Genomic DNA, 19,307 nt, shown 5'->3' on the forward strand with positions numbered 1-19,307 from the left:
TTAGCATAAGTCTTGGCATGGCTTGAGGTTATGGTTACTTTTGGCGAAGCAAATTATAACGTCTTGCCATGCTGTCTAAAAATCACTCTCGAAAGATCAACAGACCCTAATCACAGTGACGCCTAGGCGTCACTGTCTGTTTTAAGTATCTTATCTATTCAAACGTCACGCATTTTAAGCGCCACACCCACTAAGCCGCATTCGCCCGAATACCGTGGGGCACAGGCAATCCTTGGGCATTCACATGCACAAACACCATCTTATCTATGCTCACCACCGGTGCCTGCGTCATCTTATTACGCACTTGGCAGCTTACGGTAATCGAACTATGGCCGAGGCTCACCAGCTCCAGACCAAACTCGATCACATCACCTTGATGCGCTGGCGTCATAAAGTTGATTTCAGAAATCAGCTTAGTCACATGGCTGGTGCTCTTCATCTGGCAGGCAGCAAAAATAGCGGCCTCCTCGTCTATCCAACTGAGCAACTGACCGCCAAACAGCGTATTTGCTGGATTTAAATGTTCAGGTTTAACTAAACGGCGACTGTAATATTTCATGGCGGTGACCTCAATGTGAATGCCAACAATCAGCTTTAATACGCTATAACTTCCCACTGTATTCAGAGCATTTTTCAGGCCACAATTGATAGCCATTAAATAACAATGAGATAGCAATAAGCTGCTGTAAAATAATCCGATTACTGCACCAAGTCGCATCAGAACTGTATAAGAGTTGCACCATATTAATCAGCGCGTTCATCAACCAATAAGCAAAAAAATAGCGACTCATAGAGTCGCCAAGCTAAGGCAAGCAAAACTTACTGGGTAGGAAGTTAAGTCACAAAATTTGACTTAAAAACCCGCACAGACATGTAGGCGAACTGCACGGGGGACAACAGCTGCAAAGCAGCTAAACACAGGCTTACGGGTAACACTCTTTCATACTCGACTCGATATTTAGGCTGCAAGGTAGGTCACTCATCACAGTCCGACCTTGCCCTCTATTTCGAGTTTTTAACCACGCCTCACCACACATCGGCATAAGGCGTGCTGAGGAGTGATCCACAATCACAATGGACCATCCTAAGCCCTGCTTACTGCTTAAAACTGCTCTTCTTCGGTAGAACCTGTCAGTGCGGTCACTGATGAATGGCCACCTTGAATAACCGTAGTCACTTGGTCGAAATAACCTGTGCCCACTTCCTGTTGATGCGCGACGAAGGTGTAACCTTTCTTCGCTGCAGCAAACTCAACTTCTTGAACTTTTTCAACATAATGCTTCATGCCTTCGCCACGAGCATAGTCGTAAGCGAGGTCGAACATGTTGTACCACATGTTGTGAATGCCGGCTAAAGTGATGAACTGGTACTTGTAGCCCATGTCTGACAATGCTTGTTGGAAGCGCGCGATAGTGGCGTCGTCCAGATTTTTCTTCCAGTTGAACGAAGGCGAACAGTTATACGCCAACAATTGATCTGGGTACTGAGCATGAATCGCTTCAGCAAAAATACGCGCTTCTTCAAGATCCGGTTTAGCAGTTTCACACCAAATCAAATCCGCATACGGAGCGTAGGCAAGACCGCGAGAAATCGCTTGGTCAAGACCCGCTTTAACACGGTAGAAACCTTCATTGGTGCGCTCGCCAGTCACGAAATCACGGTCGTATGGGTCGCAATCTGAAGTTAACAAATCGGCTGCGTTAGCATCGGTACGGGCGATAACCAGTGTATCCACACCGCTCACGTCCGCCGCTAAACGTGCAGCAACCAGCTTTTGTACCGCTTCTTGGGTTGGCACTAATACCTTGCCGCCCATATGACCACACTTTTTCACTGAAGCTAACTGATCTTCAAAGTGAACACCGGCAGCGCCCGCGTCGATCATCGACTTCATCAGTTCGAAGGCATTTAATACGCCGCCAAAACCCGCTTCTGCATCAGCAATGATTGGCAGAAAGTAATCAACAAATTTTTCATCTTCTGGATTAACGCCATTGCCCCATTGAATTTGGTCAGCACGACGGAAAGAGTTATTGATACGGGATACCACAGCTGGCACTGAGTTCGCTGGGTATAAAGATTGATCTGGGTACATAGTGCCGGCTAAGTTAGCATCGGCAGCCACTTGCCAACCAGAAAGGTAAATCGCTTCGATACCCGCTTTCGCCTGTTGTACCGCTTGACCGCCCGTTAATGCACCGAGCGAATTCACGTAGCCTTTTTTAGCGCCGCCATTCACCAGTTCCCATAACTTAGCCGCACCACGCTTGGCGATAGTATTCTCAGGCACGATTGAACCGCGAAGTGCAACCACTTCTTCCGCGGTGTAAGGACGACGCACGTTTTTCCAACGTGGGTTTTCTGCCCAATCTCTCTTGATTGCATCAATCTGCTCTTGACGTGAATTCTGAGTCGTTGCCTTAGTCATAGTGTCGCTCCTTTCTCTTTGATGTTGTAGCTATCATGAAACTGCCCCCCAGTTACACTCTGCTAAATTGTTTGGTTGGCGGTAGCCCCGCCACAGCTAAATCTGATTGATATAAAACGGTTCAAGCAAATGGGTTCATCCTAGGCAGTCAGCATTTCGTAACCGGGTAAGGTTAAGAAATCGACCAGCTCGTCGGAGGTGGTAATGTCTTCGAGCAACACCGCCGCTTGAGTGAATTTGCCATGGGTGAATCTGTCGCTACCCACTTCTTTTTTCACGTTCGACAGCTCTTCAACCAACATGTCTTTAAAGAGTTGCTTGGTCACGAGTTTGCCGTTTGACAGCGACTTACCGTGTTGGATCCATTGCCAAATTGAGGCTCTAGAAATCTCAGCCGTAGCCGCATCTTCCATTAAGCCGTAAATAGGTACGCAACCGTTGCCGCTGATCCACGCCTCTAAATACTGCAGTGCGATACGAATGTTCAGACGCATCCCCTGTTCGGTGCGCTCACCGTCGCAGGTTTTAAGCAGTTCGCTAGCCAGGATTGGCGCATCGACATCACGGGTAATATGCAATTGATTACAGTGATCTTGGCCTATGTATTCGTTGAAAATACCCATAGCGGTATCGGCAAGACCAGGGTGTGCCACCCAAGTGCCATCGTGGCCGTTACGCGCCTCCAGTTCTTTATCTCGACGAACTCGCTGCAATACCGCTTCGTTCTGAACCGGATCTTTGGCTGGAATAAAGGCCGCCATGCCGCCCATCGCTAACGCACCGCGTTTGTGGCAGGTCTTAATCAAGAGTCTTGAATAAGCGCTTAAGAAAGGCGTATCCATAGTGACGGCTTGGCGATCCGGTAAGACTCGGTCGCTATGACGCTTTAATGTTTTGATATAGCTGAAGATGTAATCCCAGCGACCACAGTTCAGTGCGACGATATTGGAACGCAGCTCGTAGAGGATTTCGTCCATTTCGAACACGGCCGGTAACGTCTCGATCAGGCAAGTACATTTAATCGTGCCCGCTTGCAGGCAAAACCTTTCCTCAACAAAAGCAAATACTTTTGCCCACCAGCGCGCTTCAATATGACTTTCTAACTTAGGAATATAAAAGTATGGACCACTGCCCTTGGCCAAAAGTTGGCGATAGTTGTGGTAGAAATACAGTGCGAAATCAAACAGTGAGCCTGGAATCGCTTTGCCGTTAAACTGCACGTGTTTTTCTTTAAGGTGCAGACCACGAACGCGGCAAATAAGCACTGCCGGATTTGGTCCTAATTTATAGTGCTTACCCGTATCAGGTGATGTGTACTCAATATCACCACGCACGGCATCACGAAGATTGATTTGACCTTCGACGACTTTTTCCCAGCTTGGTGCTAAAGAATCTTCGAAATCGGCCATAAACACTTTGGCATTGGCGTTGAGTGCGTTAATCACCATCTTACGTTCAACGGGACCTGTGATTTCTACGCGGCGGTCAAGCAAGTCATCGGGAATACCGCGAATTTGCCATGCACCATCACGAATAGCGCGGGTTACAGGCAGAAAGTCGGGTAATGATCCTTTATCGATACGCGCTTGCTTATCTTTACGTTTAGCGAGTAAGGCAGGTACTTCGTCGGCAAACTCACGACAAAGGGATTCGAGTAAGGCGACAGCCCCTTCGGTAAAGATGACTTCTTGGCCTGGAATGTCACGACCCACAATATTAAGCGTGGCGTTTGCTGTAGCTTTACCCAGTGTCGAATTCAATTGCTGTTCACTCAAAGTGTGTTCCGTCATCTTGATGCCCTCCCAAGAGGCTCCACTATCACAGGCTTAACGCTGACATATAAAGCAGTAGCATCCCCAATCACCGCTGCTTATAAACTCACCAAAAAACCATCAAATGTTTGTTTCGAACTAAAACTTACCGACAAACGTTTGTATTTGCAACAGTCCAAGATTGACAAAAACGGGCATTAACCTAAGTAAACACCATGCTAAAATTGGTCTGACCAAGTAATAAAAAACAATTTAAGATAATGATATAAATCACATTAAACATTTTAATTACATTGGAAAATTTGAATTAAATGAAACTTGTCAGACAACTTTACCAACCCCCACTCAAAGTAATTATTTACGTAATTAAATTACTAATTGTAAATTTATAAATACAGCATTTTTACCCTATTAGACCTAAGTAGAAAATACCCAATGTTTTGAACTAACCTAGAGGGAAGCAAGCTAAATCTATATAAATCATAATGATAATGACTGCCACCATTACCACGAATTAAAACGAGCGTTTTATTTTGACGTTTACGTAAACGAAAAAATGACAGAGTCTAGTACATACTAATTACAGGGTTGCGTTTCCCGATCAACAAGGTGGGATGTGATGGTTAACTCAAAAAATAAATCACTTTTTTATAAAAAAAATGAAACAAATTCGAAATTACAACGGGATGGAGCGTAAACCCGCCCTTTTATGACGTTTCTCTCTTGCTAGAACCCATTACTGGTTTGCTCACAAAGATGCTTTGTGCAGCATTTATTGGCAGCACTGCACATTTCGACAATAAATGCTGAAACATTTGTTGCCAACTTAAATGCAAATCATTACTATTCGCGACCTATTTATTTGGGGGAACCATTAATGAAACCATTTCGTTTGTCGCTAACTGCACTCGCCTGCCTTTCTGTTTTATCACAAACCGCACACGCCGAAGTCAACTCGACATCAGCAAATGCTGAAGCCAACGTTGAGCGCATCACGGTTTATGGCAGACAGAACTCAGTAGTGAAGAATTCAGGGCTGGCGACTAAATCCGACATGTCTCTTATGGAAACCCCAGCAGCTGTAGTGATTGTTGACCAAGAGCTGATCGAAACCCAAGGTACAGATAATCTGCAGGACTTGATCCGTAACATCAGTGGCGTAACTCAAGCGGGAAATAACTATGGCATTGGTGACAACATAGTCATCCGTGGTTTAGGCGCAAATTACACCTATGACGGTATGTATGGCGGTGCAGGCCTAGGTAATACCTTCAACCCCACGCGCTCTTTAACCAACGTTGAATCCGTTGAAGTATTAAAAGGCCCAGCGACTGGACTCTATGGCATGGGAAGTGCTGGCGGCGTGATCAATCTGATTGAAAAGAAACCGCAGTTTGAGTCAAAGCATAAGTTCAGCGCCGAAATGGGCCAATGGGACACCTACTCCCTTGCTCTGGATAGCACGGGCGGCCTGAGTGATGATGTCGCCTACCGTTTAGTGGCCAAATCTGGCCGCAGTGATGGGTATCGCGATATAGGTACAGACAGAGACGAAATCTATGGCGCCTTAAAATGGGTATTAAGTGATAGCCAAGATTTAATGCTTTCAGGTGCTTACATAAAAGATGCTATTGCCGTTGATTCTATTGGTCACCCGATTCGGATTTACAATGCAGAATCTGTCGGCGGTAAGAGCGCGGGCGAGGTCACGTGGCAAGATCTGGTTAATGATCCCAACGGTAATGGTCTACAACTCACCGATGCACAGCGTCAGCAGTTAGCGGCCTCGTTGTCGGGCGCTGACGGCTTAACACCCTATTCGTTTGGTGATGCTGGGCTGATTTCACCCATGGCGAAGGACAATGAGGGTGAAGAGTTAAGATTTAAACTGACCCATAATATCTATTTCACTGACAATTTGTTCCTCAATCAACAATTGCAGTATCGCGACTACACGTCAGGTTTCGCCCGCCAAACTGGCGCCTATAACTACGTCTATTGGAAGCGTAACATCAAGATTAAAAACGTACCTACCGACGTGATTAACGAAGAGCCTAGATCGCCTTTAGTTGAAAATGGCGTACTTTATCCTTTTGCCGCAAGACGTCAGGAATACCGTAAAGTCGATGCCGACGAGACTTCGTGGCAGTACTTTGCCGATCTACGTTATGACTTCCAAATTGGCAATATAGACAATGAATTATTGGTCAATGCCAACTATGAAGACCGTAATATTCGTTTCCAGCAATATTCTATCTTCGATGCCGATCAAATCTTTAAAAACAAGAAAGGTGAAATTACTTATCAAGGCTCCCTGCCTTATATTTATGACATCCGTAATCCTAATTGGGGCACAGGTAAGTTTGAAGACTATGACCCACTCAAGACCGCTAACTATGACAAAAAGGTCAGCGCTTGGGGTCTAGGTGTACAACACGTGGGATATTTAGGACATGGCTTCACCACGCGTGTAGGCGTTGCCTTTAACGAGATAAAACAAAGTTATGAACACTTAGGCCTTGATCCTCGCTACAGCATTAGCCAATCCCAAGCGACTCCAGAGGCCGATACCACAGATAACGGTATGACCTATAACTTAGGCTTGACCTACATGCCGATAGAGGATTTATCATTCTTTATCAATCACTCAAAGGGACGCACCGCCTACAGTGTGCTCGATGCAGTAAAAGATAATGCTACCAACCGAGATGATTCAGAATCGATTAGCAATGATTTAGGTATGCGCTTTAAGGCATTTGAGGATCAATTACTGGGCTCACTGGTATTGTTTAAAAGCTCGCGCACTAATGTCGCCTATAACAATCCTGATTATACCAATGGCATATTAACACCTAACATCCCAGTGTATTTGTACAATGGCAGCGAAGACACTCAAGGTATTGAACTCGATCTCAATGCCCACTTAAACGACAGCTGGCGTATCAACCTTAACGGCATGTACCAAGATGCAAGGGATAAACAAAATCCAAGTAGTTTAACCTACAATAGCCGTCAAAAAGGCGTGCCTTATGTCACTGCCAGCGCTTGGGTGACCTATGGCGCCGATTGGTTTAGATTATCAAGCCCAATCGAATTAAGCCTTGGAGCTAAATTTGTAGATGATCGCAGCACGCACTCTAGCTCATTTGGTATTCCAGACGGTTACGTGCCTAGCTATACTGTCGTCGACTCGGCGGTGAGTTACAGCACTGATTCTTGGAAAATCCAGCTTAATATCAATAATCTATTCAATAAAGACTATTACAGTAAAGCGATGTTCTTAGGCGGTATGCCGGGTGAAGAACGCAACGTCAAACTGCAATACAGCTATAGTTTTTGAGCGCTAAATAGATTTAAGCGCTAAACTGCAGCGCGAAAGTGGATATGTTTCCAACAAAAAAGAGAGCATTTATGCTCTCTTTTGACATCTAAATCCTTAATCGATAATGGCAAATGATACCCAGCGTATTAACTGACATTCTCCCTATCCCCGCGCATAAGGGATTCCAACTCTGCCTTACCCTTATTCGATAGATTGATTAACGTCGCTAAATCATTTTGATGTGCTGCGCTAGCAATCACCAGTTTCTTATCATGCTCAGCAAAGATTTTTACCCGCTCGTTGGCTTGTACCTGAGATAGACCTAAACCTTGGAGGATCTTCTCACTGGCCGACAGCGCCGAACCAAAGGTCTCACGAAAGACATCCGTCACCCCAAGGCTCATTAAACGATAAGCATGGTTACGATCCCTTGCCCGCGCGACTATGTGGATATGAGGGAAATGGGTTTTCACTTGCTGGGCGATTTCGATGGAATCCTCAACACTGTCAACAGCCAGCAATAACAAACGCGAGCGCGCGATCCCCGCCGACATCAACATGTCTAAGCGTCTGGCATCACCAAAATAGACCTCACCGCCATATTTGCGAATCACATCCACATGGCTCGCATCCTTATCCAATGCGACAAAAGGGATCCCAGAGGAGGCCAAAATACGCCCGGTTATCTGGCCTACTCGGCCAAAGCCGGCAATCACCACTTCCGATTCAGTGACATTAATTGTATCTGGCAGGCGAGTGTCCACCACCTTGGCCTTAGTTGCGCGAAACAGGGTAAACAATATCGGCGTCACCGCCATAGACAAACCAATCGCCAGCACTAGCACTTGCGCAATTTTATCGCCGACAATGCCAGATAACTGCGCCTGGGATAACAGCACAAAGGCAAATTCACCGCCTTCGGCAAGGATCAACCCCAATGCAATACTCGGTCGCCATTTGTGGTGCCGAATGCGGCCCAGCACCATCAGCACAAACGTTTTAATCAGCAGCATCGCCATTAAAATACCTAAGATAAGTAACGGATCTGATATCAATAATTTCAAATCCATACTCATACCGACCGCCATGAAAAACAGCCCAAGCAACAAGCCTTTAAAGGGTTCGATGTCGGTTTCAAGTTGATGTCGATAACTTGAGTTTGCGAGCATAATACCCGCCAAAAATGCCCCCATACCCGCAGAGAGTCCAAGCCACTCCATTAACTCAGCGCTGCCCATCACTAGCAATAACGCAAAGGCGGTGAGCACTTCACGCACCCCGCTACTTGCGACTAACTTAAGGAGTTTTGGCAGTAAGTATTTGCCCACTAACACAAACCCTACTAGGGCTAGACACGTCCAGTACCAAGGCACGGCATGATGTTCAATCTGCGCCGAATTGGGCGCCAAATATGCCGTCAGCAGCAACATGGGGATAACGGCAAGATCTTGCATCAACAAGACACCAAAGGCATCACGCCCGAGTGGGGTTGTGAGCAACCTATGTTCACTCATTAACTGCACGGCAAAGGCTGTCGATGATAAAGATAGCGCGGCGCCAACCACTAAAGCTGCGTCAACAGACAAGCCAAAGCCCCAAGCCAAACCACCAATCGCAGCCCATGATAACAACAACTGACCACTGCCTAAACCAAAGATAGCACTGCGAAGTTCCCATAATTTACTTGGATTTAATTCGAGTCCCAGCACAAACAACATCAGCACTACACCTAACTCGGCAAAATGCAACACAGCAGCAGGATCAGAAACTAAGGCCATGCCGCCTGGGCCTAAAATGATGCCAGCACCTAGGTAGGAAAGAATCGGGCCGGCGCCAAAACGTTTACCCAAAGGAACAAAAATAACCGCCGCCAATAAAAATAGCAGCACCGACGTGAGTAAACTCGACTGTTCCATGAAGGCTCCAACGGAAAAAGGAATGTGCAGTGTTCCATATAATGGCCCAGCCGCAGCTAGGCAAATTAGCAACTATGATATCCCATTTATTTATTAACAAGGTCAAGGCAATTCATTAAAAATGAGAAATTTTTGGTACGAAAAACACTTAAGCGTGGGGGAAATCAACTGGAGCAACAAAGCAAAGTAAAAGAGCGTTCAGAGACGCCTTAGACTGTTATCGCATTTTAGTGAGTGGCGGCAAAACCCAAAACGAGAAATAAATGAAGGAAGAATAAAAACCAGTAAGGACTTTTGCCAACTCAGGATGAGACTAAATGCTCACTCGGCTTACATTACACCGAGGGCGATGCGATATGACGCCGTAAATCAGTTGCCTGCTTGTCACATTTTAAGATGTCAGAATAGCGTACTACGGCATTGCGGCCATTGGCCTTAGCGGCATAAAGCGCCATGTCGGCTCGGTGAAATAATGGGTCCAAACTCAGATCATCAGCCATTAAACCGCTCACGCCAAAACTCGCCGTAATGACGAACTTATGTCCTGAATGTTGGGTATCAATGGCCTCGATACGGGCTCGGCACTGCTCCGCCACTTCCATGCCTTTCTCTTCATCGGCATAGGGTAATAAAATCGCAAACTCCTCACCGCCGATACGAGCAAAAACATCACCATTTCGGATATGGGATTTAAGGGAATCGACCACCTTTTTAAGCGCCCAATCACCAGTTCCATGGCCAAAAGAATCGTTGATCCGTTTGAAGAAATCCAAATCAAATAAAATGACACAGAAATCCCCACCGCGGGCCGTGGCTTGCACAAAAAGGTTTTCCCCTAACTCTTGCCCTGCTCCGCGATTCAAGATGCCTGTTAATGCATCCATTCTCGCCATACGCATAAACTTGCGTTTCTGCATCTGCCCTACAGCTAACAAAATCCCGAGGAAGAACAGTCCGCCTACTAGAATAGTGACAAACATCAGCATATTGGTGTATTCGCGCTCTTTTACCGTTTGCTGAGCGACATACAGTTCACGTTCCTTATTCAATAAATTAATTTCACGTGACTGTTCATCAGCATTAAACTTTGCCGCCTGATACGCTAACGTTTTCATTTTCGCTTCATCAAACATCAGCTGATTGTAATACTGCTCTTTTTTCGAGAACTCATAGGCTTGTTCAAATTGTTTATTCTCAGCATTTAAGCCCGCTAACACTTTAAAGACGATATGTTTTAACTCGGTATAACTAGGATCATTAGGTAATGACGTAACGAACTTGGCATGCTCGACCACCTCAGCAGATTGCTTTAGTGCAAAATACGCTTCGGTTAACAAAGAATGGACACTATTAATCTCTAGTTGAAAGTTAAAAGACTCGTATCCCTTTAAAGCACTCAAGAGCAAAGGGACTGAAGCAGAGTACTCCTGTAATCTTAACTTAGACTCTCCCATCCCTTTCAATGCAATAAACGAAATCAATGGAAAACCATTCGACTCACAAAAATCGTGCGTGTACTGGAATTCATCAAACGCCTTAGTAAAGGCCTCTAGCTCTAATTGATAAACTGATAAATACAACTTTGCAGTACAAATATCTTTTACATTATCTGCTGAAGCAAGCGATTCTGCCTTAGCCGCGTAGGTTCCCACCTCTTCTTTTATGCCCATTGCAGAGTACAAACTGGCTAAACGTAGATATGCAGCACGTTTGATATCTATATTATCTATTCGATCTATTAGCCCTAGGCTTTTGCTCATTACAACAAAAGCGTCTTTAAAGTTCCTAAGGGCGATGTACGCCGTTGCCTCATAGCTATAGGCAGAAAATAAATAATCGCTATTTTGAACTAAATTTTCAGATTGAATTAAATTATCTAAGGCTTCTTGATATTGACCTGCATAAATAAATGAAGTCCCTTTAAATACCAATAAGCGCCCTTGTTGAAAACGCGTCATATGCTCGAAATCAGCTTCAAGCTCATGGAGCTTAGTGATTGCACTTTGCATATCGGTATGTTGTAGCTGCTCCAGATCAGCTAACGCCTCATCAAAATTGATAGTTGCAGCCATTAAGGGCATACAAAATATGCCCGAACATAACCACAAAAAAGCGCGCAGGAGTTTCAATTACTCACCATTACCATGGGAAATAACTAAGTAGGCTTTACAATCATCATCCCCACTCAAGCTTTTCAGTTTTTCCATGTCTCCCGACATGACGGCTGCAATTTCTTCATCAGTTAACCCATGGGCACGCATTACGGCCTCAGGGTCCTGTTGATACGCTTGCATCAACTGTGCATTTTGGCCTAACTGAGTAAAAAAATCGGATAATGCAGACATACTTTTTCCTTATTTTAATGATGACTTCCGAATTCAACTCAGAAGTACGACTCTCGCAATTAGCCTAAATCTTCAGGCCTAATACCTAATTTGGTTAAAATAGCATAGTTGTATTCGAGTTTTTTTGCTGGCGGGATCAGTAACGTACTGATGGGAGACAAGTTTGCCTCGGGCAGCTTACTCAACGGCAAATACTCAATTCTAGGGGCTTGAATGGGTAAATTAGCAGCCTCGTAGATCACCACTTGATGATCCAGTGGATACCATTGATGCAGTTGTTCAACCAAAATCTGCAGCCTATCACTCGTAGTATGAAACTGAGTTAAGGTATGTTCGCCAGCAATAGCAATTTGCCATAACAACAAATGAGTTGTCGGATCGGGCACATGATTAAAGAACATAAACTGGCTGGCTTCAAAGCTTTGATGCCCAGAGTTACCGGGGTCGATACCTAAATCTGCCCATAAACACGCCTCGGCCGATATCCCAGGCTCCATCTTTGCAGCAAACCCCTCTGCCCTCGCCTGCTTAATCGCTAAGTGGGACACGCAAGCAAACACACCGGAGTGACCATAAAGCGCACAAACTGTTTTTTTACCGGCTCTCACAGCGTCCAAAATTGCACTCACCATTTGCTCATAGGTCTCACGGCGATTTTTTACTTCGCCATCTTGAGCATAAAACGGCTGCAAATTGATGACATTAGGATTAATAGTCTGGATCCAACGCTGCGAAAAACCATCTGGCAGGAGTGAAAACACCACATCGGCGTGCTCAATATAACTGCGACTCATCACACTGATTTGTCCGGCCAGCTGTAAACCCGTGCCTACGCAAACTAAAGACCCCAAAGCATCTATCCCAATATTTTATTTCAAACACTGCAAACCCATAACTAAAGCTACAGCGCAAGAACATAATAAAAACATATCGGTAACTTTAATCTGATTTACGCAAGATTACTATGGTTATCGCCACATAAACTGTTTATCGACTTACTGACTAATTGCTTGGCTTTAAAGAAGAAATCGAACTCCCATTTCCATTTTTTCAATCCTGCAAGCAGTAAAGCAGTACGGTTCAGAGGCTGAAAAGCACACCCACAGCAGCCAAGTGACTTACAGTAATAAATATCCTTACAGATTGAGAACTAAAGCCAACATCACGGGTCGAAAAGTCACACAATTCGATCTATGACGGCAGCAAAGCCCGATTGCCCTTGTCATGAGGGGGAATGCTTGGGTATTATGGCCGCCAGATTTTCAGAAGTAGCGCATACAATGATCAATAAAAAGCAAAGTCTTACCCTGCTGAGCGCTGTGGCGCTCTCTGTTTCGCTCAGTGCTTGTAGTGTGTTCGATTGGTTGATTTATAAGCCCGACATCCCACAGGGTAACTACATGGAACCGCAACAAGTTGAAAAGTTGCGCATTGACATGACCAAAGAACAAGCCGAATACATTCTCGGCCGTCCGGTTTTACGTGATAGTTTCGCCGACGATACTTGGTACTACGTCTATCACTACAAGAGTGGACGCGATGCCAGCATTACGCATAAAGAACTCATTTTGCACTTTACGGGTGATAAACTCACCGCAGTGAATGGCGATTATGAGCTAAGCAAAGAATTTGATACGCCGCTCGAGCAGAGCAGTTTACCTACGGGTAATAAAACTGAGCTAGTGCCACAAATTCCTGCACAGCGTCCAGATGCCAAACCTTTAGTAAAAGAAAACCAAACAGAAGCGCAAGTTCAAAAAACAATTAAGTAATATCCTAAACTTTGCTTATGCTCTTCTCAGTCAATGAAATACAAAAAAGCGCCCAAGGGCGCTTTTTTATTGAGTCATGATGTCAAACTGACGACAGTCGTTATACCAACCGTATTAAGCCCGTCCGCCAGTGACTTTATTCGCGCGGCCTTCATCTTTGGCTTTATCTGCGCGGCGGCGGCGAACATCCTTAGGATCGGCAATCAAAGGACGGTAAATCTCGACCCTTTGGCCCGGTAAAATCACTTGGTCATGTTTAACCACATTACTAAACACACCGAGCTTAACCGTGTCTAAATCGATCTCAGGGAAAAAGCTCACTATGTTACTTAAACGCACTACCTCAATCGCCGACGTGCCGGGATTCACATTCACCGAAATTACTTTTTGCTGAGTAGGCAAGGCGTAAACCACATCAACTACAAACTTATCTGTCTCATTTGTCACTGTAAATCACCTTAGCGCGACTCGTAAATGCCGTCACCATTGATACCATAAGATCATTAAACACTTTACCAAAGGCCATATCGGCTAACGAGTTTGAAAACTCAAAACTCAGTTCGAATTCTACCTTGCAAGCTTCTTCAGTCAGCTCAGTAAAACGCCACTGCCCCAATAAATGCTTAAAGGGCCCATTTTCCAATGTTAAATCAATACTCTTCCCGGGAACCACTTGGTTGCGAGTCGTAAATGTCTTACGGATCCCCGCTTTACTCACATCCACAGATGCCAGCATAGTCTTACCATCAAATTCTAAGACTTTACCACCCACACAACCGGGTAAAAATTCCTTATACGACTCGACATCATTTACTAAGTCATACATTTGCATCGCACTAAAACGGACTAACACACTTCGAGAAATTTGCGGCATAGGACTTAGCACTCTTAACTAACGACTTCACAGCGACCTTAGCAAACTCAAACGCACGAAAAGAACGCACATGCGATGAACAACTTAGGCAAGCAATCAAAATTTGCACGGATTTTATCACGATACGTAAAAAACGCACCCCTTGTGCACTTAAGCTGATACTCAACCCCTTAATGGCGTTCAAAAAACCAGCAACAACACGATAGAGGCTTGAAATTAACTAAATAAAACCTTATATCAATACCAAATTGAATCACCGTGCGTATAATGGCGCCACTATGGTAAAGAAAAATTCAAGCAAAGCCGCGCCTGCGACTATCGCACGTAATAAGCGCGCAACCTTCGAATACCGTTTCGAAGAGAAAATGGAAGCCGGCCTATCCCTAATGGGATGGGAAGTTAAATCTATCCGTATGGGTAAGGTCAACTTGTCCGACTGTTACGTATTCCTGAAAAATGGCGAAGCCTTTATGCATGGCTGCACCATTATTCCTTTGAATACGGCATCGACACACGTTGTCTGCGATCCCCTGCGCTTGAAAAAGCTGCTACTCAGCCGTAAAGAGCTCGATAAACTGGCTGGCTTAGTCGAGCGTCAAGGCTACTCCATCATTCCTATTTCTATGTACTGGCGTAAAGGTGCATGGGTGAAAGTGGAGATTGGCCTAGGTAAAGGTAAGAAAGATCACGATAAGCGCGAAGATACTAAAGCGCGTGAATGGGAAGTTGAAAAAGCCCGCGTGATGAAAAAAGAAAAAACGCACGGATAATGAACAAACGATTGAACTTGAAGCAAATGATGCTAGGTGATCATTGTGCTACGGGTTACAATCAAATTCTTGGGGGCGATTCTGGATTCGACAGGATTCACGAAACCCTGGGAGCATGCCGAGGGGCGGTTGGCCTCGTAAAAAGCCGCACCGTTATAGTTGCAAACGACTCTAACTACTCTCTAGCAGCTTAGGCTAGCTAGCCATCTGACACAGGTCTCTCAAATGGGCAGTGTATACAGATGGTCATCCTACATTTGATAGCGAGGGAACTCCGTCCGGGGGTGAACCGCGAAATAGTACCGGACTCGCCCGATGAAATCCTGTCTTTCGGAGTTTATTCGGGTTAATTAAAAGAGAGACTAAGCATGTAGTGCCTTGGATGTAGGTGTTCTGGACGCGGGTTCAAGTCCCGCCGCCTCCACCAATTTTACCAGAAGGGCTTAACCGCAAGGTTAAGCCCTTTTTGTTGGAGTTTTCAAATGATTGCTATCGATTCAAATGTGGCGGCGTCATCTGAATTTATTTTTTAATTTATTAATTTAAATGATTAATTTTTATTTTTGATAAAATAGATGCACCTATTAATGTACCTAAAAAAATTTTTGCATAAAAATTGCCCTAAATTTGGGCGAACATTGAATTGAAGTTTTTAGGGTGTTGGTGAAACCGAATATGCCCTTTACGATTCAGTTTTACACGTCCTTGGAAAGGTGGGGTAATGTAGCCCCAGTTCCCTACGCGCGAAAAGTACAGCACATAGTTAATCTTATCCTTCGACCATTGGGCATCCACTTCAGTATTTTCATCATTGGTTTGCAGTGACTTTACCTGGATACGATAAAACTGTCTGCCATCTGAGATAAGTAAATCCGTTTTACTGCCATGATCGGTAAGGGGCATAAAGACTTCCCAGCCATCAGCCTGTAGCCAAGATGCGGCTAAAGTTTCATAGGATACACTTTTAAAAAATTGAGCGGTTTTTGGGGCGGTTTCGATCTGTTTGATAGGCATAGTTATGATCCTGAGTTAATGCCCCCGTTGGCTCATGGCTGCTCAAACGGTGGCGAAAGCCCCCTTATGGGAGTCTTTCAATCAGGATTCACAACTACTCCTTATGGAATGTAGTCCATGGCAAAGCTGCCAAGCTTGGATTTCGGGCTCAACCCATACTCTCCATTAATGCCAATTCAGTATCACACTGGTGAATCGCGTTCAGGTATAACCTAGCTATTGCTCAACTCTTTGTCAATTGCCTCCGCTGATGCTTTAACGCAAAATCTATTCAAATCTACTTAGCGTTTACTTTCGCGTAAGTTCGGGCATGTTCTATGAGTGCTATTGTTGTCTTAATTTGTATTAGTCAAACAACTCGACAATTTAGATGTGCTGCTGTTTTTGCTTTGATGCCCATAACTGTTTGTTCTACATATATGATCCAACTCCTGTGTTTTCTGACATTGTTATGGCAGAATCCTTAAGGGACGAATTAGTCCGTAAGTGTTTGTTATCTTCTAAGAAGGACCTGGATTGGCAATGAGCATTAATAAAACAAAGCTAACTGAAACCGATATCATCACCAAGTTCATCATGCCAGCCATTACCAAGGCTGGTTGGGATGATATGTCGCAAATTCGCCAAGAGGTGAAACTTCGAGACGGTAAAGTGATTGTACGTGGCCAATTAGGCGTGCGTAAAACGGTTAAGTCAGCTGATATTGTGCTGTATCACAAACCCAGTATGCCGCTGGCTGTTATTGAAGCTAAAGCCAATAAGCATGAAGTGGGTAAAGGTATGCAACAGGGGCTAGATTATGCCCATTTGCTCGATGTACCTTTTATTTTTGCCTCTAATGGCGATGGCTTTATCTTCCATGACAAAACCAAGCTCGGGACTAGCGAAGCGCACCAACTCGAAACAGAAATCCGCTTAGAAGACTTTCCATCACCACAAGAATTATGGGCTAAGTACTGCGTGTGGAAAGGTTATACCCAAACTCAATTACCGATTATCAATCAAGAATACTATGACGATGGTAGCGGTAAACACCCTCGTTATTATCAACTGCAAGCCATTAATAAAACCGTAGAAGCCATCTCATCGGGTAAAGACCGCGTGCTACTGGTTATGGCAACGGGTACAGGCAAAACCTATACCGCCTTTCAAATCATTTGGCGTTTATGGAAGTCCCGCGCGAAAAAGCGCATCTTGTTTCTAGCTGACCGCAATATCTTAGTCGACCAAACTCGCATTAATGACTTTCAGCCCTTTGGCACTTCAATGACCAAGGTCACAGGGCGCACAGTTGATCCTGCATTTGAAATCCATTTAGCGCTCTACCAAGCATTAACCGGTCCAGAAGAAAGCCAAAAAGCCTTCAAACAAGTTGACCCAGACTTCTTTGACTTAATCATTATCGATGAGTGTCACCGTGGTAGCGCTGCTGATGATAGCGCATGGCGTGAAATTTTAGAGTACTTCAAAAGCGCAGCTCAAGTGGGCTTAACCGCTACCCCTAAAGAAACTGATGAGGTTTCAAACTCAGACTACTTTGGTGATCCTGCTTATACCTACTCGCTTAAAGAAGGTATTGAAGATGGCTTTTTAGCACCCTATAAAGTCGTGCGAGTCGATATCGATGTCGACTTACAAGGCTGGCGACCCACCAAAGGGCAAATCGATAACCAAGGCGAAGTCATTGAAGACCGTATCTACAACCAAAAAGACTTCGACCGCACCATGGTCATTGATGAACGTACTCAGTTAGTGGCTGAGACCATAACCAATTATCTAAAACGTACTGACCCAATGGCAAAAACCATTGTGTTCTGTAACGACATCGACCATGCCGAACGTATGCGCCGCGCACTTGCCAACCTCAACCCAGAGCAAATGGCCAAAAATGACAAATACGTCATGAAGATCACCGGCGATGATGAATTAGGTAAAGCGCAGCTTGATAACTTCATTAACCCTAAAAAAGCCTATCCCGTTATTGCCACCACTTCAGAGCTTATGACCACAGGTGTCGATGCTAAAACTTGTAAGTTAGTGGTGCTGGATCAAAACATTCAATCCATGACCAAGTTTAAACAGATCATTGGTCGTGGAACCCGTATTGACGATAGATACGGCAAGTTATGGTTCACCATTTTGGATTTTAAAAAAGCCACCGAATTATTTGCCGACGAACGCTTTGACGGTACACCAGAAAAAATAGTTAAAGTGACGCCTGAAGATATCGAAGATGAAGACGTTGATATCGATTCCGCTGGTGATGATCTAACGGGTAATAACGGTGCGGCAGACAATCAAGGCGAATACCAAGATGATGAGCCCGATGGTAGTAAAAGTGACACCATAAACGAACCCCAAGGCGATGGCCTAGATAATACTAAATGGGACGAAGGTGAATGGACTGACGGCGAAACCCGTAAAATAAACAAATACCGCGTATCTGGTGTTACTGTTAGCAAAGTGGCCGAACGTGTGCAGTACTACGACAGCGACGGCAAATTAGTCACCGAATCTTTTAAAGATTACACCCGTAAAACCATGGCGAAACAATTCAGCTCACTTGATGAATTTGTAAAACGCTGGAATGACTCAGACCGCAAGCAAGCCGTGATTGATGAGTTGGCACTAGAAGGCATCATTTGGTCTGCGTTAGAAGATGAAGTGGGTAAAGAAATGGACCCCTTCGATATGATTTGCCACGTAGTGTATGACCAACCGCCATTAACCCGTGCCGAACGGGCAAACAATGTGCAAAAGCGTAATTACTTCACTAAATACTCTGATACAGCGCAAGCAGTACTGCAAAATTTACTGATAAAATACGCCGATGTTGGCGTGCAAGAAATCGAAAGCATGCAAGTGCTTAAAGTCGCCCCGTTTACCGAGTACGGCAATTTAAGCGAAATCGTTAAAAAAGGCTTCGGCGGCAAACCGCAATACGACCAAGCGATTAAAGAGTTAGAAGCGCAGATTTATCAAATTCACCAACAATCAGCTTAGCCATTACAGCACATTACGCGCGCAATCATTACCCTATTTCACAGGTTGGGTTAACCACTTAATCCAGCCTGTTATTAATTAAACGAGAATA

Annotated in this window: 15 protein-coding genes and 1 other RNA gene; 5 read left to right on the plus strand and 11 right to left on the minus strand. The window is 44.7% G+C overall.

From position 1 onward, the window contains the following. Window positions 1-190 precede the first annotated feature (190 nt). The 4 genes from KV201_RS05845 to aceB all read right to left on the minus strand — a co-directional run bounded on the left by KV201_RS05845 (window position 191) and on the right by aceB (window position 4,218). Window positions 191-559 (minus strand): acyl-CoA thioesterase, encoded by a 369-nt coding sequence (locus KV201_RS05845; RefSeq protein ID WP_006080843.1) that lies wholly within the window; start codon window positions 557-559, stop codon window positions 191-193. A gap of 43 nt (window positions 560-602) precedes the next feature. Then, complete coding sequence (locus tag KV201_RS05850) at window positions 603-791, minus strand: hypothetical protein (RefSeq protein ID WP_226058792.1); 189 nt, start codon at window positions 789-791, stop codon at window positions 603-605. 311 nt (window positions 792-1,102) lie between these two features. Continuing rightward, entirely contained in the window at window positions 1,103-2,428 is a 1,326-nt protein-coding gene (gene aceA / locus KV201_RS05855; protein ID WP_107404095.1) for an isocitrate lyase, read from the minus strand. Window positions 2,429-2,568: 140 nt separating this feature from the next. Further along, window positions 2,569-4,218: a malate synthase A gene (gene aceB / locus KV201_RS05860; RefSeq protein ID WP_226058793.1), complete on the minus strand. Its 1,650-nt coding sequence runs from the start codon at window positions 4,216-4,218 to the stop codon at window positions 2,569-2,571. Window positions 4,219-5,077: 859 nt separating this feature from the next. Here aceB and KV201_RS05865 point away from each other — a divergent pair. After that, window positions 5,078-7,540, plus strand: a complete 2,463-nt coding sequence (locus KV201_RS05865) for a TonB-dependent siderophore receptor (protein WP_226058794.1) — start codon at window positions 5,078-5,080, stop codon at window positions 7,538-7,540. A gap of 128 nt (window positions 7,541-7,668) precedes the next feature. Here KV201_RS05865 and KV201_RS05870 read toward each other — a convergent pair whose 3' ends face one another. The 4 genes from KV201_RS05870 to KV201_RS05885 all read right to left on the minus strand — a co-directional run bounded on the left by KV201_RS05870 (window position 7,669) and on the right by KV201_RS05885 (window position 12,634). Continuing rightward, window positions 7,669-9,438: a monovalent cation:proton antiporter-2 (CPA2) family protein gene (locus KV201_RS05870; RefSeq protein ID WP_006080839.1), complete on the minus strand. Its 1,770-nt coding sequence runs from the start codon at window positions 9,436-9,438 to the stop codon at window positions 7,669-7,671. Window positions 9,439-9,773: 335 nt separating this feature from the next. Beyond that, entirely contained in the window at window positions 9,774-11,519 is a 1,746-nt protein-coding gene (locus KV201_RS05875; protein ID WP_226058795.1) for a GGDEF domain-containing protein, read from the minus strand. A 48-nt stretch (window positions 11,520-11,567) separates the two neighbouring features. Beyond that, entirely contained in the window at window positions 11,568-11,783 is a 216-nt protein-coding gene (locus KV201_RS05880; RefSeq protein WP_226058796.1) for a hypothetical protein, read from the minus strand. 59 nt (window positions 11,784-11,842) lie between these two features. After that, window positions 11,843-12,634 (minus strand): SAM-dependent methyltransferase, encoded by a 792-nt coding sequence (locus tag KV201_RS05885; protein ID WP_226058797.1) that lies wholly within the window; start codon window positions 12,632-12,634, stop codon window positions 11,843-11,845. Between the two features lie 429 nt (window positions 12,635-13,063). On the opposite strand from KV201_RS05885, the gene KV201_RS05890 reads away from it, so the two are divergent. Further along, window positions 13,064-13,555: an outer membrane protein assembly factor BamE gene (locus tag KV201_RS05890; protein WP_226058798.1), complete on the plus strand. Its 492-nt coding sequence runs from the start codon at window positions 13,064-13,066 to the stop codon at window positions 13,553-13,555. Between the two features lie 114 nt (window positions 13,556-13,669). Here the strand turns inward: KV201_RS05890 and KV201_RS05895 are convergent, their stop codons facing one another. Both KV201_RS05895 and KV201_RS05900 read right to left on the minus strand, forming a co-directional pair. Then, entirely contained in the window at window positions 13,670-14,002 is a 333-nt protein-coding gene (locus KV201_RS05895) for an RnfH family protein (protein WP_006080834.1), read from the minus strand. Continuing rightward, window positions 13,992-14,429 carry an SRPBCC family protein gene (locus KV201_RS05900; protein ID WP_006080833.1) on the minus strand — a complete coding sequence of 146 codons (438 nt, stop codon included), beginning with the start codon at window positions 14,427-14,429 and terminating at the stop codon, window positions 13,992-13,994. The genes KV201_RS05895 and KV201_RS05900 overlap by 11 nt, the downstream gene beginning before the upstream one ends. A gap of 278 nt (window positions 14,430-14,707) precedes the next feature. Between KV201_RS05900 and smpB the strand changes: the two genes are divergently transcribed. Further along, window positions 14,708-15,199, plus strand: a complete 492-nt coding sequence (gene smpB, locus KV201_RS05905) for an SsrA-binding protein SmpB (RefSeq protein WP_006080832.1) — start codon at window positions 14,708-14,710, stop codon at window positions 15,197-15,199. A gap of 71 nt (window positions 15,200-15,270) precedes the next feature. Continuing rightward, window positions 15,271-15,626: a transfer-messenger RNA gene (gene ssrA / locus KV201_RS05910) on the plus strand. 194 nt (window positions 15,627-15,820) lie between these two features. On the opposite strand, the gene KV201_RS05915 is transcribed toward ssrA, so the two are convergent. Further along, on the minus strand, window positions 15,821-16,213 hold the full coding sequence (locus tag KV201_RS05915) for a group I intron-associated PD-(D/E)XK endonuclease (protein ID WP_226058799.1): 393 nt from the start codon (window positions 16,211-16,213) through the stop codon (window positions 15,821-15,823). A gap of 522 nt (window positions 16,214-16,735) precedes the next feature. Here KV201_RS05915 and hsdR point away from each other — a divergent pair. Then, window positions 16,736-19,216: an EcoAI/FtnUII family type I restriction enzme subunit R gene (hsdR, locus tag KV201_RS05920; RefSeq protein WP_226058800.1), complete on the plus strand. Its 2,481-nt coding sequence runs from the start codon at window positions 16,736-16,738 to the stop codon at window positions 19,214-19,216. The last annotated feature ends 91 nt before the right edge of the window (window positions 19,217-19,307 follow it).

Origin of the sequence: Shewanella sp. SR1 (genome assembly GCF_020447145.1) — a bacterium.
Classification (GTDB): Bacteria; Pseudomonadota; Gammaproteobacteria; order Enterobacterales; family Shewanellaceae; genus Shewanella; species Shewanella baltica.